The following is a 23,006-nucleotide window of genomic DNA, read 5'->3' as shown; positions in this document are numbered from 1 at the left end:
GAGATCAACGGAAGCCGCCGCCGCAGACCAGGGTTTCACCGCTGACGTAGTTCGATTCCGGATAGCAGAACAGCGCGACCGCGCCGGCCGCTTCCGCCGGCGTGCCGCCGCGGCCCAGCGGAATCTGCGTTTCGAGCGCCTTCATCAGATCGGCGCTGACGCCGACCTTGATCTTGCGGCCTTCGATATCCACCGCCGCGCCAGTGCCGGCCTGCGCTTCGGTCAAGCGCGTCTTGATCAGGCCGAAGGCGACCGCGTTGACGTTGACCTTGAAGCGGCCCCACTCCTTGGCCATGGTCTTGGTCATGCCGAGGATGCCGGCCTTGCCGGCCGAGTAGTTGATCTGGCCGGGATTGCCGCTGGTGCCGGCGATCGACGAGATGTTGACGACCTTGCGGAAGTTCTCGATGCCCGCCTCGGCTTCCTTCTTCGCGGCTTCGCGGATGAAGCCGGCAGCGGCGCGCAGGATGCGGAACGGTGCCGTCAGATGTACGTCGATCATGGCGTACCACTGCTCGTCGGTCATCTTCTGGACGGTGCTGTCCCAGGTGTAGCCGGCGTTGTTGACGATGATGTCGATGCCGCCGAAATGATCGAGCGCGGTCTTGACGAAGCGCTCAGCGAAATCCACTGCCGTCACGCTGCCGACGCAGGCGACGGCCTTGCCGCCGGCGGCCTGGATCGCCGCGACGGTTTCTTCGGCCGGCGCGATGTCGAGATCGTTGACGACGATCGCTGCGCCTTCCGATGCGAGCTTGAGCGCAACCTCACGGCCGATGCCGCGACCCGAGCCCGTGATCAATGCGATTTTTCCCTGCAGCTTTGCCATCTGAGTTCCCTGTTTGAATGAACGTGATCAGGCGAGCGCGACAACCGCTTCGCCGAGAATCTTGACCTGGCCGTACTGGTTGGCCATCTGCACTTCGAGCCGCGCGCGACGCTCGCCGTCGTGCTCGAACAGCTCGATGACCTTGCCGCTCAGGATCGGCGCATTGCCGAGGTGCGTGATCGCCATGAAGCGCACGTTGTAGCTGCGCAGTGCGCTCTGCGGCGCCCAGTGGGTCAGCAAGCGCGACAGCCAGGCCATGCCGAGCATGCCTTGGGCAAACACATCGGGCATGCCGGCGGCGCGCGCGAAGTCGGTATCGATATGCAGCGGCACGTGATCGCCGGAAGCGCCGGCATACAGCGCGAGCATCGCGCGGCTGACCGGCGGCAGGCGCATCTCGGGCAGCACGTCGCCCAGCTGGACGGGGATTTTCTCTGGCATGGTCATGAGATGTTCCTAGGACTTGTTGACGACGGCGACGACGTTGCGCGCCACCGCGACCAGTTCACCGCGCTGATTGGTCACGCGCGCCTCGCGCGTCACCAGTTCCAGCGCGCCGCCCTTCTTCGAAACGATGTCGGTGACCTGCTCTTCGAAGGTCAGCACGTCGCCGGCAAACACCGGCGCGTGATAGGTATAGCCCTGCTCGCCGTGCAGGATGTTGTTGATGTTGATGCTCATCAGCTCGAGCATCCCTTCGATGGAGCCGTTGTCGAGCGGGCCGCTGAAGAAGATCGTCGGCGGCGCGAGCAGCGATGGATAGCCGGCGGCCTTGGCTGCCGCTTCATCGATGTACTCCGGGCGGGTCTCACCCATCGCCTTGGCGAAGAAGCGCAGGCGGCCCTTCTCGACCTCCCACTGCACCGAGGGGAATTTGTGGCCGATCCATTTCTTGTCGATCATGGGATTCTCTTTGTCTGGATTCAGGCGTTGCGCTGGTACATCGTCACGACGCAGGCGCCGCCGAGGCCGAGGTTGTGCTGCAGCGCGACCTTGGCGCCGGCGACCTGACGCGCACCGGAAGTGCCGCGCAGCTGCTGGACCAGTTCGGTGCATTGCGCGAGGCCGGTGGCGCCGAGCGGATGCCCCTTCGACAGCAGACCGCCGGAAGGATTGGTCACGTAGCGTCCGCCGTAGGTGTTGTCGCCGTCGGCGACAAACTTCTCGGCACCGCCGACCGGGCACAGGCCCAGCGCCTCGTAGCTCAGCACTTCGTTCTGCGCGAAGCAGTCGTGCAGTTCGACGACATCGATCTCCTCGGGGCCGATGCCGGCGCGCTGGTAGACCTGCTGCGCGGCGTCATGCGCCATGCCGGCGCCGACCAGGCCGATCAGGCTCGGCGTGCCGAAGACCTCGTCGCGATCGGTCGTCATCGCCTGCGCGACGATCGCGACGCTGCGGTCGATGCCGCGACGGCGCGCGAAGTCTTCGGACACCAGGATCGCGGCGGCGGCGCCGCAGGTCGGCGGGCAGGCCATCAGGCGCGTCATGCCGACTTCGGCAAAGACCATTGGCGCCGCCATGACTTCTTCCTCGGTGACGACCTTGCGGAACAGCGCGAGCGGATTGTTCGCCGCGTGGCGGCTGGCCTTGGCGCGGACCTTGGCGAACAGGTTCGGCGTCGTGCCGTAGGTGTCCATGTATTCCTTGCCGGCGCCGCCGAAATACTTCAGCGCGAGCGGTGCGTCATGGCCGAGCAGGCGATCGACGATCTCGTCGAAGCGCGCGAACGGCGACGGCCGGTCGCTCCAGTGCGAACCCAGCGCGCCGGGCAGCATCTGCTCGAAGCCGAGCGCCATCACGCAGTCGGCCATGCCGGACTCGACCATCTGGCGCGCGAGGTACAGCGCCGACGAACCGGTCGAGCAGTTGTTGTTGACGTTGACGATCGGAATGCCGCTCATGCCGACGCGATAGACCGCCGCCTGGCCGCAGGTCGAATCGCCGTAGACGTAGCCGACGACGGCCTGCTGGACGTCCGCATGCGAGAGCCCGGCATCTTCCAGCGCCTTAGCCGCGGCACTGGCACCCATGACGTCGTACGGTTCGCTGGCTCCCGGCTTGGCGAAGGGGATCATCCCCACGCCTGCGACGATGACGCGATTGGACATGCTGTGCTCCAGATTGAATGGGGACGGACCGATTGTGGCGAGCGGCACCGGTGCTGTGTCCCTGCCCGGAAGACAGGGGTGGAGGCCGGATCGCATCGATGGCCCGCCCCACCCTGTCCAGCAGGGAGGGGAAATCGGGGCAGCCGGTCGAAACGGCGCGCGCAGTGTCGCGGTTTTGACAGGTGCGGCATTTCTCGCGTGATCTAATCGCCGCCTTCAGCTCCAACTCCCGAGCGTGACACGATGACCAACAGCCACCGGCTCTCGCCATTCCCCGCCAGCTTTATCTGGGGCGTTTCCGCATCCGGCTATCAAAGCGAGGGCGGCAATGTAGATTCCAACTGGGATCGCTACAACGCCGCGACGCCGACCCAGGATCGCTACGGCACGTCGGTCGATTTCCGTCATCGCTATCGCGAGGACGTGAATCTGGCACGCGAGATGGGCGTCAACACGTTTCGAATCGGCATCAACTGGGCGCGCGTCGAGCAGAAGGAAGGCGAGTTCGATGCCGCCGAGTTGGCTTACTACGACGACCTGATACTGGCCATGAAGGAAGCGGGGATCGCCCCGCTGATCACACTCGATCACTTCGTGTATCCCGGCTGGGTGGCCGACCAGGGCGGCTGGACGAATCCGAAGACGCAGGCCGACTTTGTCGCCTTCTCGCGGATGGTTGCGCAGCGGTATCGAGCGGACGTGAAGCTGTGGCTGACCTTCAACGAAGCTGCCTTCTTCATCCTGATCGAACAGGGATATCGCAAGCTGTCGTGGAAGCAGGTCCGGCTGTGCAAGAAGCACATCGTCGGCGCGCATCGCGAGATCTACGACCTGATACATGCGCTGGATCCGCAGGCCATGGTTTCGTCAAACATCGTCTGGATGGGCCGCGGCTTTCGTTCGTGGGCGTTGCAGCTTTTCACGGACTGGCTGTTCCTGAATTCAGTCACCGACAAGATCGATTGCCTGGCTTTCGACTACTACTACCGCGGAATATCGACCGACGTTCTGAGCGGCAATCTCTGGGACGCCGAACCCCACCCGGAAGGCCTGGGGCGCGCGCTGATGAAGCTGTCGCGGCGTTTCCCGAAGTTGCCGATCCTGATCGCGGAAAACGGCATGCCGACGCAGGACGCCAAACCCAGAGCGGATGGCCTCACCCGCGAGGCCGTGTTGCGCGACAGCCTGTACTGGACGCAGCAGGCGGCTGCGAAGGGCGTCAATGTCATCGGCTACATGTACTGGAGCCTGACCGACAATTTCGAGTGGGGCCGCTACTCACCACGCTTCGGCCTGTTCACCGTCAACGTGCTGACCGACCCGGCGCTGACGCGCATTCCCACTGCGGCCGTCGCCGCGTACCGGGAGATCATTCGCAACGGCGGCGTCGAAGCGGGCTACCGGCCGGTGGCTGGCTGACAGGCCGCCCATAAAGCGGCGTTATATGAGCCATAAGAAGTATTAGCTTCGCTCGAAGACGCAACGACCGGCAGAATGCATGCGGAGACGTCCCACATCAGCGACAGCACCGAAGCAGGCATCCAGTGAAGACATTGATACGCGCGGCCTGTTGGTTGATCGGACTTCTCGTCGTCGCCTGCATCGGCCTGACCGGCTATGCGATGACGACCGACACCTACAAGCTGATCGATGCCGACTTCCGGAACAGAATCCCTGGAGCCATCGGCGGCATCCTCGCTCCGCCGCCCTCCTTGGCCGAGCTTCAGAATGAAGATGGTCCGCTGAGTTACAGCGAACGGTTCGTTCCCGGAATGGACGGCGAACCGGCGGTGCGGGTGCTGATCATCGAACCGAGGAAACCGGCAGCCGGCAGGCCCGGCATCCTCGACATGCATGGCGGCGGCTACATGTACGGCTCGCCGGAGATGTCGGCGACGTACCTGAAGAAGCTCGTCGTCAAATTCGGGATCACCATCGTGTCGGTGGACTATCGCCTCGCTCCCGGCACCCGCTATCCCGGATCGCTCCACGACAACTATGCCGCGCTCAAATGGTTCCACGCCAATGCCAATGACATGGGCGTGGACCCGGCGCGCATCGCCATCATGGGCATCAGCGCGGGCGGCGGCCACGCCGCGGCACTGGGAATACTGGCCCGCGACCGCGGCGAGATTCCCATCCGTTTCCAGCTGCTGCTGTGTCCCATGCTCGACGACCGCACCGGTTCGACCTTGGACCCAGGGCCGACGCTCGGCCATCTGGTCTGGACGCGCGACAGCAACCGCGAAGGCTGGACGGCCTTGCTTGGCATGAAGCCCGGTGGCGACAACGTTCCCAGCGCTGCGGTACCGATGCGCGTGAAAGATCTTTCCGGCCTGCCGCCGACCTTCATCTCGGTAGGTTCGCTGGACCTGTTCATGGTCGAGGACGTCGGCTTCGCGCAAAAATTGGTCGATGCCGGCGTGCCTACCGAGTCGCATGTTTTCCCGGGCGGTATTCACGGATTCGAATACCTGATCCCCGAAGCGCAGATCTCGCAGCAGGCGCTCAAGGCCAGGGACGACTACATCGCAAGAGGCTTCGGCATCGAAGCTGTTTCGCCGTAGCGTGCGACGCGAGGCGCTGACGCGACGCTCGCGTCAGGCCGCCAATCCGGCCAGATAGCTCCTCACGGTCAGGCGGCTGAGCGAGGTCGCATCGCGCCAGGGGTATTCGCTGACCGTGATCAGGTTCAGCGCCAGGCCCTGGACGATGCATAGCAGCCCCTGCGCGATGGCTGCCGCATCGGGGCCGGCGATTTCGCCCTTCGCCTTCGCCTCTTCCACAACCTGCGTGAACAGATCGAAGCGCTTGACCGTCTCGGACCCTTCCACGTAGTTGCGCGTGCCGCCGGGCACGAGATCCTTCTGCAGGAAGACGATCATGAAACGGTCGGGATGCTCCATCCAGTATCCGAAGTAGCTCAGCGCCAGTTTTTCGAGACGAGCCTTCGGCGACGTCGCCTTGATGCGCTGCAGGCGCGCGAACAGCTCGTCGAAAAACACATCCCAGACCTGCGCGAGGATCTCCTGCTTGTTGCCGAAATAGCGGTACAGCCACATCGGCGTGCAGCCGACCTCGCTCGCAAGATTGCGCATCGAAACGGCTTCCACGCCATCGCGCAGAAACAGCTTGCGCGCGGCCGCGACGATGCGCCCTTTCATCTCGCTTTCGTCGGCGGCGGCTTGACGCGGGCGCCCGCGGGGTTTGCTTTCGGGTCGAGTCATGTATATTAATATATACGCGTATATGAATTAATGGAGTTCCTTGTGACAAGCCGCGTTTTTCGACGAGTCCCGCGACAGGCCGAGACCCTAGCATGAGCCTCTCGGAAAACACCGATGTCTGCATCATCGGCGCCGGCGTATCTGGGCTCAGAGCCGCCCAGCGCCTGACGGCCCAGGGCCTGAGCGTCCGCATACTTGAAGCGCGCGACCGGACCGGCGGCCGCACCTTCGGCGGCACGCTCTGCGGCGAAGCGGTCGATCTGGGCGGCCAATGGCTGGGCCTGGGGCAGACCCGCGCACTGGCGGTGTGCAAGGAACTCGGCCTGGAGACCTACGAGCAATACGCCGACGGTCGGCGGCTGATGGAGATCGCCGGCAAGCTGCGCAGCTACACAGGCACCGTGCCGCCGATGTCGCTGCTGGGCTTGCTGGACTCGGGCTGGGCGATGCATCGCCTCAATCAGGCGGCGAAGCAGGTCGATCCGGCGGCAGCCTGGGCAAGTGCCAAAGCGGCAGGCTGGGACCGGATGACCATGGACCAATGGCTGCAGCGCACGCTGCATACCCGCGGCGCACGGCGCCTGATGGACATCGTCATGCGGGCGCTTTACACCAGCGAGCCGCATGAAGTGTCGCTGCTCTGCGTGCTGACGCACGTCGCGGCCGCGGGCAGCCTCGAGAACCAGGTTGAAGTGCGCGGCGATGGCGCGCAGCGGCTGCGCGTGCGCGGCGGCGCCTTCCAGATCGCGCAAGGCCTGGCGCAACGTCTGCCGCCCGACAGCCTGATGCTGAATGCTCCGGTACATGCCGTCGAACAGTCCGAGTCCGGCATCGTCGTGCGGCATGCGCGTGGCGACGTGCGGGCTTCGCGCCTGATCGTTGCCTTGCCGCCCGCGCTCGCCGCTCGCATCGATTTCGGCCCGGCGCTGCCACCGGCGCGGCTGCAACTGCACTCGCGCATGCCGATGGGATCGGTGATCAAGGCATTGGTCGCTTACGAGCGGCCGTTCTGGAAGGAACAGGGTTACTCCGGCGAAGCGATCAGCGACGAAGGACCCTTCGGCCCCATCGCCGATGCCACGCCGGCGGGCAGTTCGCGCGGCTTCCTCGTCGGCTTCTTCGCCGGCAAGCATGGTCGCGCCTTGGCGGGCGCCGAGATGTCGGTGCGGCGCGATGCGGCGGTGCGCTCGCTGCAACGTTACTTCGGCGCAGCCGCGGCCGCGCCGATCGGATATGTGGACAAGGATTGGATCTCCGATCCCTGGAGCCTGGGCGGTTACGCGGGGATCACCGCGCCAGGCACCCTGACCGCTTGCGGCTCAGCGTTGCGCGCGCCCTGCGGACGCATCCACTGGGCCGGCGCCGAAACCGCGACGCGCTGGACTGCCTATATCGATGGCGCCATCGAATCGGCAGAGCGCGCGGCTGGCGAAGTGATCTCACTGCACAACGCACCGAGAAGCTGATCTGACAGCAACGCCCGCATCGGGCTTGCCGCTCCGCCGTCAGATCCCGCAGCCGGCCGAACGCAGGGCGCGCCGCAGATTGGAGTAGTCGCGCGCCTGCGACAGCGCGAGCGGCGGTGTGCTTTCTTCCACCCGGCCCATTTCGATCAGCGCCCACTGCACCGCTCGGGGCAGGTTGTTCTCCGGCTGCGCCTCCAGCAGCGCCCGCAAGCGCGGCTGCAATGCCTCGGCTGCCGCGCGATCGCCCGACAGCGCCGCGTCATGCAGCGTTCTGACCAGACGCGGAACCAGATTGCCGGCGGTCGATATACCGCCCGCGAAGCCTTCCAGAACGAAGTGCGCCGCGGTGAAGTCGCTGGCGTACAACGCGAAACCCGCCGGCAGTCGCAGCGCAAGCAGCTCGCGCGCCCGCGCGACGTCCGGCGCGTAATCGACGAAGCCGCTGATGCCGTCGATCTGCGCGAGCGCTTCGACGACGGCCGGCGCAATCCGCTCGGCGGGCGAGCGCACGAGCAGCGGCTGCTTCACTTCACTGGCAATGGCCTGCACGTGATGCAGCAGCTTGTCGGCGGACAGAGAAGACCCGGCCGGCAGCGTGAGCAGCACCGCCTGGGTGCCTGCCTCGTCGGCGATCTGCGCGAACTCAAGCGAGGTCTCGAAGCGGTCGGCACTGATGCCGGCAATGACCGCAATGCGGCCCTCGGCCTGCCAGATCACCCGGCGCCACAGCTCCAGGCGCTCTTCCGCGCTCAGATTCAGCCCGGCATCGAGCATATCGCCCACCAGCAGCGCCGCGCTGCCTTCGACCACATGCCAGTCGACCAAGGCTTCCAGGCTTTCATACTTGATCGCGCCGTTGGGATCGGTCGGTGCAACCAGTTCGACGATGCTGCCCTTGATCATGCGAATCTCCCTGACGTGAGCGAGGCCCGGAGTATAGCAACGGCGTGCGGCCTCTCCGGCGATGGCGGAAAGCCTGAACGGCAGAGTGCCCGAATGCGGCCCAGACCTCACGAAGCATCGTGGAACACGATTCCCAGCGTGTAGCGCTCCCCGGAGGTGATCCGGCTGACACCGTGCCGGAGCGCCACCTTGTAATCGCCGCGTGTACCCGCGACCGGACGATGGCGGACGGCGAAGATCGCGGCATCGCCACGACGCAGCGGCACGACCTGCGGGCGCGACTGCATCCGCGGCCGCTGCTCCACGAGCACCAGTTCGCCGCCCTGAAAGTCCGTGCCCGGCTCACTGAGCAGAATCACCATCTGAAACGGAAAGTGCAGATCGCCGTACAGGTCCTGATGCAGGCAGTTGTAGTCGTGCGCCCGGTAACGCAACAGCAGCGGCGTTGGACGGTTTTGTCCGGCCGTATGGCACTGCGCGATATACGCTGCGTGGGTCGCCGGATAAACCGAGTTGCCGCCCATCCTCACTTCCCAGGCAGTCGCGATCGGCTGCAGCTTTGGATACACCGAGGTGCGCAACCGCTCGACCTCGTCGGGCAGTGGATAGGAAAAATACTGATACTCGCCGCGTCCGAAGTTGTGCCTTTGCATGACGACGCGCGAACGAAATCTTCCGCCATCGTCGTAGCAGGCACGCAGCTCGGCGCACCGCGCCTCGTCGATCAGCTGCGGGATCACCGCAACGCCATCGCTGTCGAGTTGAGCACCGACTGCGGCCCAGTCGATATCCGCGATGTTCATGCCAGTGTCCGCAGATTCGGAACTGGCGAAGCGATCGTCAGGCAGCGGTGATGCAGCGTGAGCGTAGACATAGGCCGGGTCCGTCTTGTGGAAGGGACTCAGTGTCCGGGATCACCGTCCGTGGGACCTATCCGGTTCTTGCGAACACGCTCGAAAGGCCCGCCTTGCGGCGGGCCTTTCTGTTCCGATCACCGGTCGCGGGAACAAGGCGTCGGACGCACCGCAGCGGAGCGGACGCACGAGTCGTTCGATCAACGCGCCAACGCCGGTACTAAATCTCGCAAGCGTCACCCACGCCGTCATCGTCACCGTCTTCCTGGCCGGGATTGGAAACGGTCGGGCAGTTGTCGATGTCGTTGGGAACATCATCGCCGTCCTCGTCCTGTGAAGGCGGCGGCGTGTCTTCCGGTGTTGGGGTTGGCGTCGGAGTCGGCGTTGATGTCGGCATCAACGTCGGTGTTGGCGTCGGCGTAGCGGTAGGCTCCGGAGTTGCCGTCGCAGTGGGCGTCGGCGTCGGCGTGGCCGGAGCGGGTGTTGCGGACGGAGTCGACGTGGGCGTTGCAGTCGGCGCCGCCGTAGGCGTCGCGGTCGCAGTCGGCGTGGGCGATGGTGTCGGCGTTGCGGCCGGTGCCGGTACGCGGACCACGACATTCGCACTCCCCTGCGCGCCGCTCGGATCGGTCGCCGTCAGCGTGAAGACAAAGTCTTCGCCGCGCGCCTCTGCCGGGAAGCTGACCATCGTCGTCGGCGCGTTGGGCGATTCGATCGTCGCCTCGGTGGGGCCGAGCCGCCGCTGCCATTCAAATGCGAGCGAATCCGTGTCGGCATCCTGCCCTGTGCCGCGCAATTCGAGCTGCAGACCGCTGGCGTCGAAAGGCTGCGCGGCAATCGTGACCGACGGGGCGGAATTGGGATTCGTCACCGTCACCGTGACGGTTTGCGTGCTGAACGCACCGTTGAGCGCCGTGGCCGTGACCTGGAAGGTCAATTCCGCTTCCGCCGTTACGTCGGGGGCAACAAAGGAAAATGTGTCGCCGACTTCTGCCTTGCCCTGGCCGGCTGCCGCGCTCTTGGAATAAACGACGTCAGCAAACGGCGAGTAGCGCGTCGGAAACCCGACCTGCTGAACGTTGTAGGCCACGAAAGGATTTGAATTGGCGCCGCTATAGGGCGGCGACGAGAAGCTGGGCGTGAAGAAAAAAATCTGCTGCTGCTGCACAGTCTGCGAGGGCAGAGGGTTGAGTGAAGCAGCTCCGAAGTCGAACCCGAATGAATTGTTGACCTTGACGTCCGTGCTCTCGCTGGTCGAAGTGAGGCCGAGACTGTCCGTGGCCTGGATTTCGATCTCGACTTCTTCCTCATCGTCGTCAGGCGTCAGGGCTGCGACATCGGCGATGGAAAATTCCACGTCCTCGCTGATGGTCTGCGGCGCTTCGGCGTCATCCTTTGCCACGCTGCGCTGCCGCGGGGCCACTCGGAACGCGCGGCCATTGAACTTGACGTACAGGGAATCCAGCACCGCGCCGGGCGACAGATTCACGGTCACCGGGATGCGGACAACCCCCGCGGCATTCATTGAGACGGCCTCGCTGGGGCCGGCAAGCTGCGGCTGTCCGACGACGTCACTGGCAGCCGGCACCTCGTCCACCATCACTTCGAATCCGCGATCCATCGATACGCGGGTATCTCTCTCGCCGCCGTTGTCGCAAGCGGTTACGAAGCCGCCGATGACCAAGCATCCGACAAATCCAATCACTGCACGAAACATAGAGCCCCCGGTTCACAATCCCTGTGTGAAGCGCGAGTCCCTGCACCGGCTTCGCGCTCCCCCTGCAAGCGATGATGGCACGATTTGTCGGATGGCCACATCCGTCAGACGATGATCCACGGCTGCTGATGGAACGGTCGGGACAATTGCAAGATGCGGAAGTCACACGCTCGGATTGCGCCTAGAAGCGCAAGCGCTCTCGAACGGCTCTCCTGAAGATGCACGCGGATCGGTGACCTGGAGCGTTCGGGCACGGCGCTTGCGGCGGCAGGCATGCCGGCACTCGCCGGAACAGAACGGAGAATAGCCATGACTCCGATGTTTGGTGCAGGCCAACAAGCGCAGCAGAGTCCGACTCCCAGGCGACCGACAGAGCTCCATGAATACAAGATCGAAGTACCTCGTCATCCTCGTCGGTGCAGTGCTTTCGGGGTGCGCTTCGGCGCCATCCGCGATGACTGACATCAAGACCGTGGAACACGTCGATCTGGCGCGCTATGTCGGGACTTGGTATCCCATCATGAACATTCCACCCTCGGTCGAAAAAGACGCCTACAACTCGGTGGAGCACTACGAGCTCGACAAGGACGGCAACATTCCGACCCGGTTTACCTATAACAAAGGTTCGGCGAACGGAGAGCTCAAAACGCTCGAATCCAAAGCCTATGTCGTTAACCGCGAGTCCAATGCCGAATGGGGCGTGAAGTTCTTCTGGTTCCAGCCCTTCAAGTCGGAGTATCTGATTGCATGGCTTGCCGATGACTATTCGGAAGTCATTGTTGCGCGCAACAAGAGGGACTATGTCTGGTACATGACCCGCAAGCCCGGCGCCAGTCCCGAGCAGATCGCAACGGCGAAGCGGCGGATCGAGCTCATGGGATACGACACTCGCAAGATTCACATGGTAAGGGCGGGTGGCACCGCGGCTCGCTGACGGCTTCACGCAAACTGCGACGCCCCCTCAAGCAAGGGACAACGGCGGATACGGTGCGATATTTGCCAACTGCTTGACACTATTCACCGGATGTAGCGAACGCATCACAGTTCTTCTGGCACATAAAGTGCACCGTGTATTCCTGAAAACACATTCAGTGCAGACCGGCAAGCAACTTTAGATTCCACAAGGGCTACAAGGAATTCGCCCACGAGCCATGACTCGTCACGAAGACGCTTTCGTTCCACCGTTCCTGGGCAATGGCATGCCGAACCTGAGGCTACAAGGCTTTGGATTCCGGTTTGCCGATGCAGGCGTCGAACGCGTCTATCACGACTGGATCATCGGCCGCAGAATTCCGCTCATTCGCGTGGGGATGATCGCTTCGGCGGCGGGATACGCTGTGTACCTGCTCGCATTCTTCCTGCTTCAGCCCGCGAGCCTGGGCAGCATCTCTCATGCGGTGTTTGCCTTCCTTGGTCTCCTGACGATCATCTTCCTGTCGACTTATTTCGCAAAACTGCGTCTGCTTTGGGTGCCCATGACCGTCGCGGCGAACTGCATTTCGGGCCTGCTTCTGGCCTGGCAAATCCACGAGGTTCCGGACTCACCCGATCGATTCGCGCTGGCAGCGACCGCGGTCCTGATTCCAGTGATGTTCGGCTACTGCGTCTACCAGCTCCGGCCGACGCTCGCAGTGCTTGCGACCATGCCCTTCATTGCCGTGTCCCTGAGCCTCCTGTACCACGACTTCAAGTTGGGCCAGATTTCAGTCACGATCGCCGGGAGCCTGGCTGCGATGCAGTTCATCGCATGCAATACCGGCGTGTTTGTATCGTCGGTGATCGAGTTCAACAATCGACGCACCTTCCGCAAGGACCAGATTATCGAGCAGCAACGCGTCCAGCTCGAAGAGAGCCGGGATGCGATCCGCTGCTATGTACCGCCGTCCGTGGCCGACCTGATCATCAAGGGTCAGGCGCAGGGCCTCAATACGCCGGTGCGACGGCGCGTCACCATCCTGTTTGCCGACATCGTCGGCTTTACCGAAGTGTCGGATCGCCTCGACCCCGAAGATCTGACAGCCTTGCTGGGCGAATACCTCTCGGGCATGGCCGAGAAAGTCGAGGAGTTCGGCGGCACTCTCAATGAGTTCGCCGGCGATGGCGTGATGGCCCTGTTCGGTGCGCCCGACGTTATGGAACCCGAGCTGCAAGCCCGGCAGGCCATCTCGGCCGCGCGCGCAATGCAGGCCCATATGCTGCAGCTCAACGCACGCTGGCTGAGACTCGGCATCGCCAGACCGCTGCGGATGCGCGTCGGCATCAACACCGGGACTGTCAGCGTCGGCAGTTACGGCTCCCGCGGTCGCATGACCTATACCGCGCTTGGCCTGCAGACCAACATCACCTCGAGAATCGAGAAGGTGGCCGAGCCGGGAACCGTTCTGGTCAGCGAATCAACCTATCACCTGGCGAGATACGCATTCGCCTTGGAACCGCGCGGAGAAGTCGAGTGCAAAGGCGTGCATTACCCGGTGTCGGTCTATGCCCTCGTGACCGGCAACGCTGACCACGCCGCAGAAGCGCCACATGCACGACGTCACGAATTGCCGGATCAGCAGGCCGGCAGCCTTGCAGCACCGGTGACAGCTGTTGTGGATGTGCCGGCAGTCAACTAGCCAAGAGTGAATCACCGTACCCGCCGACTTACCACACCTGTCTCTGGACGACGTCCACACGCATCGGTGAGAAAGGGGTCGATCTCGCCAAGTTCGTTTGTGACGAGCGCTTCGGCGAATGGAGCGGCGGATCGCCTGAAGCAAGTGCACAGCGGATTGGCGATTTGAGTGCCAGCGCTGAAAGCGGGTTCAGCTTTCAGCCCATAGCAGTCGTACAACCTCGCTGAAATGCCTCTCTAAACCGGACATTCGGCTAGGATTGGCTGCGACTCGGGGAAGTGAGAGCCTCATGGTCGACCTACTCAACTCAGTACTGGCGTCTGACAGGACAATGAGATGAATCGCCTGAGCACCATCATATTGTTCGGCCTTACGTGTGTGTGCGGAGCCGCTTCCGGCGAGGAGGCAGCTGACCCAAATGCCGCGGCTCAGTTCGCAGCGGATGGATTCGCAATCACCTTGGCCGGCTGCGAGCTTCCAAAGCAGTGCGGAGGACATCCGGCGCTTAGATCCGAGAAGGAAACCCGAGAAACTGGCAACGACAATCTGGTCGAAGAGCGTCAACTTACATTCGACGGACTGGAAGTAGGTCTTGTGTATACGCTCGCCTATGCCGGGAAGCCTCACTCCAATCCCTACTCGCATCCTCATATCGTGCACGTCGTCGTCACTGACGCGCGCTGGCCTGTGATGCACGGGCTGCGTGTCGGCAGCAAGCGAACCGACGTTGAGCGCTTACTGGGCTCCAGGCCGGCGGCTGCCTCCTGCGCCGACTATGCGAGCGAAGAGACTCAGGACGAAGTGACTTTCTGCTATGCAGACGCCACGATCGTATCCATCGCCTGGTCCAAGTGGTGGGACGGATGATGCCCACAACACGCTCAGGCTGGATGGCCGCCGCGAGCCCACTCCTTCGCTTTGCCTTATCTATGAGAAATGCATCCAGCCTAGTCGCCTTCTGTGTAGCGGTCCTTCCGGCGTTTGCGCAAGCGGGAACCGGGGCGTGTCCTGAGATAAGTGTCCCTGCAAATGTGCCCCTAACCGCCGCCCCTCCCGAGTCGTGTAAATGCGGGGATAGTGCGGATGCACTCCAGCTCCAATCTCCTTACCCCGGACTGAAACTCGTAGCCGCTTGCGACTATCTCGCGGAGGATGGGGATATCGAGAAGGCGCAAGGAGATTTCCTTTTCTCTGGGTCCGCAACGTACTCAGGAGAGATCGTCATACAGAACGATCCAATGTACGACACGCTTCCTACGTTTATCGGCCCGGAGGCAGAGGTAGCTGCGCCTTTCGACGGTGGTATCTCTTTCAACATTCCAGCGTGCCTCGATGGCGATCACAGTTGCCTTACAAAAATTTTTAATGTGCCTCCCGAGCTGCTGAAAGATGGGAAGTGCATATCTGCTCCTGCAACCGTCGGGGTTCAGAGTGTTTACGTGAGAATTGATGGCGGCACAGACTCCATGGGCAACTTTGCCACTAAGTACAAGGTCGCTAAGGTTGGCGAGTTTCGTGTTTGCAAGGAGGACGGCTGACACCTCTCTTCAGCGGAACATCCCACGCAGCTGAGCCCTCACGTCGGTTTTCGCAAGAGCGGCCGTTCGCGACAGACTGCAACTGGCACTTTGCTGCCGGGTGGAACAGTTTGGGTCGTCATCAGGGTTCGCAAGGCGCGACAGCCTGCTACCTACGAATTGCTCCTGAGATTCCAATGCACATGACGACCCCTGACTTGGCAAGCAAGCATCACCAAAGGCGTGGGAAGGCGCTTTCTATCGACCAGGCGTGTGGACGCCGTTTAGAGAATTGACCGGAGCAACTGCACAGGTAGCGTGGACGTTCGAGAATGAGCCTCTGCTAAGGAAGTCCTCCATTGAGCGGTCTGAGGAGCCTCTGAACTATCTTTTCCCTTAAACCGGCGCAGACCGATAAAGCGTGTAGGCTCGTGATCCCGCTGTAACAGCAGGAGACACATCATGGTCAAAGTCGCATTGTTCGTTCGCCTCGAAGCAAAACCAGGAAAAGAGAGCGAGGTTGAGAGCTTCCTTAAAAGTGGTCTCCCCCTCGTTATGGAGGAGCCCGCAACGACTGCGTGGTTTGGGATTCGCCTTGGGCCAACGACCTTCGGAATTTTTGATGTCTTCCCCGATGACGCGGGCCGGCAAGCGCACCTCTCTGGCAAGGTTGCGGCGGCCTTGATGGCAAGGGCCGCAGAACTGTTCTCTGAACCGCCGTCCATCGAGAAGATCGACGTGCTTGCGGCAAAGCTACCCGGCTAACCAAGCTCAACAAGACGTATATGACTCCTCCCGCTGTTTAGGCAACATCGAAGTGCCAGGTTGGTGGTTAGTGATCATCAGCTAAAACGGGAGCAGTCCATTCCAACATTCCAGCCGACCGTCTTGCCGTAGCTAAGAGAAGGCAAGCGGGCGTTCGAGCCTGTGCGTTGAGCTACACGTAGGTCGACAGTCGCGATGGACGACTTTTAGTACACCAGCGACGGTCTCACTTCCGATTGATCCGCCAGACGCAATCACTCTTCAGCATGCATTGGTCTGCGGGGCTGGAATAGGCCGGTTGCCCAAGAGTCAACCGCAGCGTGTCCGAGCTGCAGAAAATGCTAACCGGATCCAGCACACTTCAACGAACGTGTGCGCGTAACTCCGCTGCACCCCAGTTCGGGCGATAACAGTCCCGATAGTGGCCACTCGCGATGGGCTGCTTCTGGCACGGAACGGACTTACCCTGGCAGACCCGCTTTGCGCAGTCCGTCAAGAATGGTGTCGAGATGCGTCGGCAACTGAATCGGCAGCCACTCATTGATGTTGTTGAGACGCAGATTGGGGTCGAGTAGCCGCAGTCTCTTCATTGCCCGATGCGCTTCGGCGGTCTTTTCGGCCAGCGCGTAGCTCGCAGATAGGACAGCAGCAGCCAGCAGGAAACTCGGAAGCTCCCGAAGCGCTTTCTCAGCCCATGAGGAAGAAGCGTCCAGACGACCCAGGAGAAGATTCGCTACGGCCATGCCGGCCTGCATCCTGTACAGCTCGGGATCGACCGGACTCAATCGCATCGCGCGTTCAAGGTAGTCGAGCGCGAACGCCGGTTCGCCGTGCCATATCTTGAGGAACCCGCCCAGAAACCAGGCTGCGGCGAGATTGGGATTGAGTGCGAGTGCTTTGTCGATCAGCGCAAGGCCGCCTGGAATGTCGTTGGACAAGTAGGCAAGAGCATGGCCGCTGCGCGTGAGGGCAACGGCATCACCTCTGTCGAGATCAGCTGCGCGGCGCGCGAGTCGCATGCCCTCGGCTATCTCGAACGATGGGTTCGCCAACCAGCCATTGATCTTTCGCCAGCAATGGCACCAGGCGGCCATCGCGTATGCCGATGCGAAACCGGGATCGATCTCCATCGCTTTCTGGAGCAGCGGCAGCGCCTCATCGATGGCATCGCGCGTGCCGCGATGCAGCTGGGCTGTTCCACGCAGGTAATAGTCGTAGGCGTCGAGGCTCTCGGTTGGCTTGCGGATTGCGCGCTCAAGTTCTGCACGCTCAAGCTCCGGCGCAATGGTTCCGACCACGCTCGAGGTGATCTGGTCCTGTAGCTCGAAAATGTCGCCGAGCACGCCTTCGAAACGACCAGCCCAGTGGTGGGCGCCGGTGGCTGCGTCGATGAGCTGACCGGTGATGCGGACGCGCTGATTGGAAGTGCGCCAGCTACCCTCCAGTACATAGCGCACACCGAGTTCGCGACCGACCTGCTTTACATCGACGGAGCGGCCCTTGTAAGTGAAGCTTGAATTCCGTGCGACGACGAACAGCCAACGATGTCGCGATAACGCAGCGATAACATCCTCGACGACGCCGTCGCAAAGGTAATCCTGCTCGGGGTCGCCGCTGAGATTCACGAACGGCAGAACTGCGATCGAGGGCTTGGTCGGCAAGGTCGGCAGCGGAGCGTCAATTTGCGGCACCGCTGCAGGTTCGGCAACGGCGTCCGCGATCGCTTCTGGCGCGGCTAACTCGCTGACCTCGGCGACGAAGCGAAATCCCTTTCGGGCGACCGTCTTGATGATCTGTTGTGCCTGGCCGCTGTCGCCGACCGACTTGCGCACTGCATTGATGTGGCTGTCCAGGGTCGAATCCGAAACAATCCGGCCGGCCCAAATCACGCGCATCAGATCATCCCTGCTGACGACACGCTCACGGCTCTGCACGAGATGAGCGAGCAGGTCGAAAACCTGGGGAGGCGTTGCGACAACCTTGGAACCCCGAGTGAGTTCGCGGCGGGCCAGGTCGATTACGCAGTCGTTGAAGACCAGCTGCATTCAGCGCTCCGCGGGGCCTGGGCAGAGACCCAAGGAAAAAACAAGGAAAACCCAAGGTATCGGGAAAGTATCGTCCATCAGCAAACAGCATCCTGCATCTATCGGCAGCAGCAGTCTCCGATGACAAACCGAACCGGGGAGCAGGACATGAAAATCGTCGTTATTGGTGGCAACGGGCTGATCGGCTCAAACATTGTAGGCAGGCTGCGCGGCAACGGCCACGAGGTCCTGCCAGCGTCGCCGAGAACGGGCGTCAATACCGTCACCGGAGAGGGGCTTGCCGAAGCACTGAGCGGGGCTCAGGTCGTTGTTGACGTCTCGAACGCGCCTTCATTCGAGGACCGTGCGGTGCTGGAGTTCTTCGAAGCCTCGGGTCGCAATCTGAACCGGGCTGAGCTGGCGGCCGGCGTCGAGCACCATGTTGCACTATCTGTCGTCGGTCTAGAGAGGCTGCCGGACAGCGGCTACTTTCGCGCCAAATTGGCGCAGGAGGCATTGATCAAGGCCTCGAAAATCCCCTACACGATCTTGCGGGCAACTCAGTTCTTCGAGTTTGTCGAAGCGATCGTGCAATCGAGCGCCGACGGCGACAAGTTTCGGCTGTCCCCTGCGCTGATCCAACCCATTGCTGCTGATGATGTGTCCGCGGTGCTTGCCGACCTAACGGTGGGGGCGGCGCTGAATCGGGTTGCAGAGCTTGGGGGGCCGGATCGCTTCCCGCTTGACGAGCTGGCGCGCAAGTTCCTGTCTTCGCGTGCCGATCAGCGTGAGGTCATCGCGGATGTGCGCGCGGGATACTTCGGGGCCAAGCTCGATGATCGTTCGCTGGTAACGAGCGATGGCGCACTGATCGGCCCGACCCGCTTCCACAACTGGCTCAGCCTCGCCTCGACGAAGCGCTGAGTCTTTGTCGCAGCCTGAATCGCTGGCAATCAAATTCTCAGAAAGGACCATGAAATCATGAAACGTGCTAACTGGTTTGCAGTTTCTCCAGAGGGAGCTAAGGCGGTGGGCGCCCTCCATCACTTCGTCACGACAGGTACGGCACTGCCGGCCAGGTTGATCCACCTCGTTTTCCTGCGGGTTTCGCAGATCAACGGCTGCGCTCATTGCATCGACATTCATACACGCGATCTTATTAAGGAAGGCATGTCGATCGACACAGTCGTACTTGTGCCGGTGTGGCATGAGGCGGCGTATCTGTTTTCGGATCAGGAGCGCGCCGCGCTGGCCTGGTCTGAAGAAGTGACCCGTGTGAGCGAAACACACGCCTCCGACGAAGCCTACTCGGCTGCGGCTGCAGCCTTCTCAGAAAGAGATCTGGTGGACCTCACTCTGACCATTTCAGCGATGAATGCCATTAATCGTTTGGGTATCAGCTTCCGTTTGAAGCCGCGCGCCAAGGCCGACGCCTAGTGCGCTGACGATTGCTGATGGGGTGGCTCAGCCTAGTCTGACTAGGGCGCCCGAGAGCGGTCAATCGTGGGAGACCGCTTCTGGCACAAAGCGGCCCGGCGAGCGCGCGGAACACCTGGTCAGGGGTCTACCGCGGCGATATGTCGCGCCAGCGCGTCGTACGACAACGTGTCGCTGCCGCGCTGAGCAATAGCAGCAAGCCAAGCAAGTCGAGCGCGCCACCCCCATCGCCGCGTCGAACCGAAGGTCCGCCGCGGAGGCCGATCGCGCCGTTGGCGATGCCGTCGCTGTCACCGACGCCGCCATCGGTCAGCGTCACGGTCACCGTGCTGCCGTCGATGTCGATACCGGGAATCTCGTCGCACTCGTCGTTCGTGCAGCCGATGTATTCGCGGATGTCGGTGCCTTCCGGAAAATCGAAGATCGCGGTCACACTTGATCCCGGCGTGAGACGATCGATCTCAAGCGTGTAAAAGCCACTCGGGAAGTCTTCACTTGCCGGCGGCGGCGTGCGCTCGAAGCGCTCGATGCGGCCGCCGGAGAGCGTCAGCACGACTTCGCGACCGTCGGGATCCGTGGTCACCGCCGTGCTCGGGCCTGGCGTCGGGCCGGCCGTCGGTGTAGCGCTTGATGTGGCGGTCGGTGTCGGCGATGGGCTGGCCGTCACGTTCGGTGTCGCAGTCGGTGTCGGTGTCGGTGTCGGTACCGTAGTCGGGACGATCGTGGCTGTTGGCGTCGCGGTCGGTACTGGAGTTGGACTCGCCGCCGCGGTTGGCGTCGCGGTGGGCACTGGTGTCGGTGCCACCGTCGGAGCCGGCGTTGGCGTCGTCAGCGTGACCTGATGATCCTCGACCTCGCCATCCGCGGCGACGCCGCCCGGCGTGTTGCACTGTCCCGCCGTGCTGCAAACCCGCATGCGCAGGATGCTGGTGCCCGCCGTCGCGCCGATCAGGCTCGGCGTGAGTGTCACCGTCTGGTTGTTCGCCGCACGGTCGCTGGCGATCTGCTCGCCGGCGCCAAAGCTGCCGCCACGGTCCTTGTCGAGCCAGGCATTGAGCACGCCAACGCCGCTGACGATCACCGGGATGCTCGCGTTCTGCCCCACCCGCAACACGAGTGGGCTGCCCATGCCGTCCTCGTCGTTCACCGTCTGGTTGTTGTCGTCGCCGACCGCGCCCGCGGCGGCGTTGATGCTGCTTTCGCCATCGGGGGCAGTGCTGCCCAGGTACGGGGCGCCCGCGACGATGGCGTGCAGCGCGCCGTTGTTCACGAGCAGGGTCGGATAGCCGGGTGTCGTCGCGTCGTCCGACGCATCGCCAAAATCGTACGGGCCTGCTTCGAACGCACCGATGTCGCAAGTGTTGTCTACCTCGCCGCTGCCGGCACCGACGCTGTCCCTCGGACGCGGCACGCCACGCTGATCGAGATTGCCGACAGGCGCGGCGCTGCAACTCACTCCCGCGTCGATCGCAGTGCTGCCGGGCAGCAGCGCTACGGTCTGCGTCGGACCGCCATTGTCGGCCAGCGCGGCGACATTGATTTCGGCAACGCTCTTGACACGCGACGTTGGCGCCGTGAATCCGCAGCTCGCGTCGCTCGCAAGGTTGCCGCCCTGATCTGTGGGGCCTGACGCATAAAGGAAATCGCAAGTCGGGCCTGAGATCGCGGTGTTGCCCGAGAACAGTACATTGCGCAGAACCAGGTCGGTACCGGAGATACTGCGCATGGCGCCGCCGTTCTCTGCAGTGTTGTCGACGAATGTCGAATTCGAAATGCTGGTAGCGCCCGTCAGCAGCAACGCGCCGCCCGCTTTGTTGACCGTACCCTCGGCCCGATTCGCATAGAACGTCGTGTTGCTGATAGTCAGCGGGCTGTAGGACTGGATCGCGCCACCGAAGTCGCTGACATTGCCGACGAAGCTGCTGTTCGAAATGAAAAGCTCGGGGCCCAGATGGCCGATCGCACCGCCCTGAACCGTCGCTCGATTGTTCACGAAACTGCAACGGTCGATGTCGACTCTCACTGCACCGGCGCCCGTGTTCAGCGCGGCGCCGATGCCCGGTGCGAATGCTCTGGTCATCGTCAGTTCGATCAACGACAAGCTGCCCGAGCTAACGCCGAACATGGAATGGCTGTCGACGCCGTCGATCGTGACGCGCTTGCCACTGCCGTCGATCGTCAGGGTGTCGGTGCCAGTCGGCGCATAGCCGCCGGAGGCAACGGGCAGATCGCTCGCCAGCGCGATCGTCGCCCCTGCAGGAAGGTCGAACCGGATCTCGTCATCGCCGGCAGAGGCGTTGGCTGCCAGGATCGCCTCGCGCAGCGTGCAGTTCGTCGTATCGCAACTTCCGTCGTCGCTGTCCGCCGTGCTGTTGACGACCAGCGGCGGATTGTCCCAGGTGATCGTCACGCTGCCGTTGCCGGTGCCGGACGGCGTCGGAAAACTCGATGTCTCTGCCGTATCGCGGACAAAACCGGAGCCGCCACCGGCGCCACAGCCGCTGCCTCCCAGCCCACCGCCGTACCAGCCGCCGCCGCCGCCGGCCTTCGACCCGAAACCCGGCTGTCCGTCGCCACCTTGAAGCGGCACCCCGCTGCCACCACCGACGGCGCCTCCTCCGGTGCCGGCAGACGCACAGCCCGCACCGGCATCCGCTGCAGCGTTGCCCGCCAGGCCACCCCCATCACCGCCCGAAGTACTCGTGTTGCCACCACCGCCTGCACCGCCACCGCCAGCGACGATCAGCCAAGTGGCCGGCACCGCCGGCACCAGACCGAGTGCCGTGTCGGCGACACTGACGATCGACGCGCCGCCACCACCACCGCCGCCGCTGTTCGCGATGCACGTCCCGGTGGCGATATTGGTCGAGCAGTAGCCCCTGCCGCCGCCGGGCCATCCACCCAGCGTGCTGTCACCACGACCGGAGGCCGTCCCGTCCTGGCCCTTCCCGGCGACCGCGATCTGGTACACCTGGCCCGCGCTGACCGCGAATGTTGCCGTCGTACGTCCCGCGAGACCGCCTGCGCCGCCCCCGCTGCCGCCACTTCCTCCGCCACCGCCCTGCAGTGCGAATGTCGCACGGGTCACGCCGTCCGGGACGGTCCAGGTCTGCGGCGTGCTGCCGTTGAAGTTGTAGGTCTGCGTACCGGCCGACGCTGTCGTGATGCCGGCCAGTCCGACGAGGACTGCGATCAGGCCACGGGTTTCATTGCTCGTCATCACGTTGACGCCCCTCGATCACTGCGCCCATGAATCCCGCCAGTTCGGCGAGCGTGCTGAACCGCGCGGAACGCCCGGAGACGACGTGCTCGACGCGCCTCGCGATCACGCCAGCCTCCAGGCTGGCGTTTTCCCGCAGTTGCACGACGAACGCCCGATCCGGCGTCAGTCCATCCATGGGCTTGTGGTTCACGCTGCTATTTAGCCCACTGCGCAGCGGCGAGTCCTTAGCAAACTCTTAGATCGGGCAATTGATGTGCATCGGGCAATGCCCGGCGCACTCGAACTCGCGGATTGGCATGCCGTCCGAATCGGCCGGCT

General features: G+C 63.0%; 21 protein-coding genes. 10 read left to right on the top strand and 11 right to left on the bottom strand.

Going from position 1 to position 23,006, the window contains the following annotated elements; genetic code table 11:
* Positions 1 to 4: 4 nt before the first annotated feature.
* Genes AC3WUF_RS05730 through AC3WUF_RS05715 form a run of 4 tightly spaced genes read right to left on the bottom strand, consistent with a single transcriptional unit; the run spans position 5 to position 2,940 of the window.
* A complete protein-coding gene (locus AC3WUF_RS05730) occupies positions 5 to 829 on the bottom strand; it encodes an SDR family NAD(P)-dependent oxidoreductase (RefSeq protein ID WP_492423306.1) in 825 nt (274 codons plus the stop codon).
* A gap of 27 nt (positions 830 to 856) precedes the next feature.
* The gene (locus AC3WUF_RS05725) at positions 857 to 1,276 is read right to left on the bottom strand and encodes a MaoC/PaaZ C-terminal domain-containing protein (RefSeq protein ID WP_492423304.1); all 420 of its coding nucleotides are present in this window, start codon (positions 1,274 to 1,276) and stop codon (positions 857 to 859) included.
* 9 nt (positions 1,277 to 1,285) lie between these two features.
* Positions 1,286 to 1,732, bottom strand: a complete 447-nt coding sequence (locus AC3WUF_RS05720) for a MaoC family dehydratase N-terminal domain-containing protein (RefSeq protein ID WP_492423302.1) — start codon at positions 1,730 to 1,732, stop codon at positions 1,286 to 1,288.
* A 20-nt stretch (positions 1,733 to 1,752) separates the two neighbouring features.
* Entirely contained in the window at positions 1,753 to 2,940 is a 1,188-nt protein-coding gene (locus tag AC3WUF_RS05715) for a lipid-transfer protein (RefSeq protein WP_492423300.1), read from the bottom strand.
* Positions 2,941 to 3,183: 243 nt separating this feature from the next.
* Between AC3WUF_RS05715 and AC3WUF_RS05710 the strand changes: the two genes are divergently transcribed.
* Together AC3WUF_RS05710 and AC3WUF_RS05705 are read left to right on the top strand one after the other, a co-directional pair.
* Entirely contained in the window at positions 3,184 to 4,359 is a 1,176-nt protein-coding gene (locus AC3WUF_RS05710) for a glycoside hydrolase family 1 protein (protein WP_492423298.1), read from the top strand.
* Between the two features lie 125 nt (positions 4,360 to 4,484).
* Complete coding sequence (locus AC3WUF_RS05705; protein ID WP_492423296.1) at positions 4,485 to 5,507, top strand: alpha/beta hydrolase; 1,023 nt, start codon at positions 4,485 to 4,487, stop codon at positions 5,505 to 5,507.
* A gap of 33 nt (positions 5,508 to 5,540) precedes the next feature.
* On the opposite strand, the gene AC3WUF_RS05700 is transcribed toward AC3WUF_RS05705, so the two are convergent.
* On the bottom strand, positions 5,541 to 6,104 hold the full coding sequence (locus AC3WUF_RS05700) for a TetR/AcrR family transcriptional regulator (protein ID WP_492423294.1): 564 nt from the start codon (positions 6,102 to 6,104) through the stop codon (positions 5,541 to 5,543).
* Between the two features lie 155 nt (positions 6,105 to 6,259).
* Between AC3WUF_RS05700 and AC3WUF_RS05695 the strand changes: the two genes are divergently transcribed.
* On the top strand, positions 6,260 to 7,633 hold the full coding sequence (locus tag AC3WUF_RS05695; protein WP_492423292.1) for a flavin monoamine oxidase family protein: 1,374 nt from the start codon (positions 6,260 to 6,262) through the stop codon (positions 7,631 to 7,633).
* A gap of 39 nt (positions 7,634 to 7,672) precedes the next feature.
* On the opposite strand, the gene AC3WUF_RS05690 is transcribed toward AC3WUF_RS05695, so the two are convergent.
* The 3 genes from AC3WUF_RS05690 to AC3WUF_RS05680 all read right to left on the bottom strand — a co-directional run bounded on the left by AC3WUF_RS05690 (position 7,673) and on the right by AC3WUF_RS05680 (position 11,011).
* Entirely contained in the window at positions 7,673 to 8,536 is an 864-nt protein-coding gene (locus tag AC3WUF_RS05690) for a dihydrodipicolinate synthase family protein (RefSeq protein ID WP_492423290.1), read from the bottom strand.
* Positions 8,537 to 8,643: 107 nt separating this feature from the next.
* Entirely contained in the window at positions 8,644 to 9,339 is a 696-nt protein-coding gene (locus AC3WUF_RS05685) for a 2OG-Fe(II) oxygenase (RefSeq protein WP_492423288.1), read from the bottom strand.
* Positions 9,340 to 9,610: 271 nt separating this feature from the next.
* Positions 9,611 to 11,011 carry a thrombospondin type 3 repeat-containing protein gene (locus AC3WUF_RS05680; protein WP_492423286.1) on the bottom strand — a complete coding sequence of 467 codons (1,401 nt, stop codon included), beginning with the start codon at positions 11,009 to 11,011 and terminating at the stop codon, positions 9,611 to 9,613.
* 550 nt (positions 11,012 to 11,561) lie between these two features.
* Here AC3WUF_RS05680 and AC3WUF_RS05675 point away from each other — a divergent pair.
* The 5 genes from AC3WUF_RS05675 to AC3WUF_RS05655 all read left to right on the top strand — a co-directional run bounded on the left by AC3WUF_RS05675 (position 11,562) and on the right by AC3WUF_RS05655 (position 16,004).
* Positions 11,562 to 12,041, top strand: coding sequence for a lipocalin family protein (locus tag AC3WUF_RS05675; RefSeq protein ID WP_492423285.1), 480 nt, complete (start codon positions 11,562 to 11,564; stop codon positions 12,039 to 12,041).
* Positions 12,042 to 12,258: 217 nt separating this feature from the next.
* Positions 12,259 to 13,722 (top strand): adenylate/guanylate cyclase domain-containing protein, encoded by a 1,464-nt coding sequence (locus tag AC3WUF_RS05670; protein ID WP_492423283.1) that lies wholly within the window; start codon positions 12,259 to 12,261, stop codon positions 13,720 to 13,722.
* Positions 13,723 to 14,058: 336 nt separating this feature from the next.
* Positions 14,059 to 14,589 carry a hypothetical protein gene (locus tag AC3WUF_RS05665; protein WP_492423281.1) on the top strand — a complete coding sequence of 177 codons (531 nt, stop codon included), beginning with the start codon at positions 14,059 to 14,061 and terminating at the stop codon, positions 14,587 to 14,589.
* A 371-nt stretch (positions 14,590 to 14,960) separates the two neighbouring features.
* Positions 14,961 to 15,260 (top strand): hypothetical protein, encoded by a 300-nt coding sequence (locus AC3WUF_RS05660; RefSeq protein WP_492423279.1) that lies wholly within the window; start codon positions 14,961 to 14,963, stop codon positions 15,258 to 15,260.
* A 441-nt stretch (positions 15,261 to 15,701) separates the two neighbouring features.
* Complete coding sequence (locus AC3WUF_RS05655; RefSeq protein ID WP_492423277.1) at positions 15,702 to 16,004, top strand: putative quinol monooxygenase; 303 nt, start codon at positions 15,702 to 15,704, stop codon at positions 16,002 to 16,004.
* Between the two features lie 461 nt (positions 16,005 to 16,465).
* Here AC3WUF_RS05655 and AC3WUF_RS05650 read toward each other — a convergent pair whose 3' ends face one another.
* Positions 16,466 to 18,049: a winged helix-turn-helix domain-containing tetratricopeptide repeat protein gene (locus AC3WUF_RS05650; protein ID WP_492423275.1), complete on the bottom strand. Its 1,584-nt coding sequence runs from the start codon at positions 18,047 to 18,049 to the stop codon at positions 16,466 to 16,468.
* A gap of 147 nt (positions 18,050 to 18,196) precedes the next feature.
* On the opposite strand from AC3WUF_RS05650, the gene AC3WUF_RS05645 reads away from it, so the two are divergent.
* Together AC3WUF_RS05645 and AC3WUF_RS05640 are read left to right on the top strand one after the other, a co-directional pair.
* Positions 18,197 to 18,952: an SDR family oxidoreductase gene (locus AC3WUF_RS05645; RefSeq protein ID WP_492423273.1), complete on the top strand. Its 756-nt coding sequence runs from the start codon at positions 18,197 to 18,199 to the stop codon at positions 18,950 to 18,952.
* A gap of 57 nt (positions 18,953 to 19,009) precedes the next feature.
* A complete protein-coding gene (locus AC3WUF_RS05640) occupies positions 19,010 to 19,465 on the top strand; it encodes a carboxymuconolactone decarboxylase family protein (RefSeq protein ID WP_492423271.1) in 456 nt (151 codons plus the stop codon).
* A gap of 127 nt (positions 19,466 to 19,592) precedes the next feature.
* Here the strand turns inward: AC3WUF_RS05640 and AC3WUF_RS05635 are convergent, their stop codons facing one another.
* Positions 19,593 to 22,685 (bottom strand): choice-of-anchor Q domain-containing protein, encoded by a 3,093-nt coding sequence (locus AC3WUF_RS05635; RefSeq protein WP_492423269.1) that lies wholly within the window; start codon positions 22,683 to 22,685, stop codon positions 19,593 to 19,595.
* Positions 22,672 to 22,878 carry a hypothetical protein gene (locus tag AC3WUF_RS05630; RefSeq protein ID WP_492423267.1) on the bottom strand — a complete coding sequence of 69 codons (207 nt, stop codon included), beginning with the start codon at positions 22,876 to 22,878 and terminating at the stop codon, positions 22,672 to 22,674. Before AC3WUF_RS05630 ends, AC3WUF_RS05635 begins: the two co-directional genes overlap by 14 nt.
* Positions 22,879 to 23,006: the final 128 nt, after the last annotated feature.

Source organism: Fontimonas sp. FW305-C-3, assembly GCF_058783185.1.
This window is presented reverse-complemented; position numbering and strand designations above follow the sequence as displayed.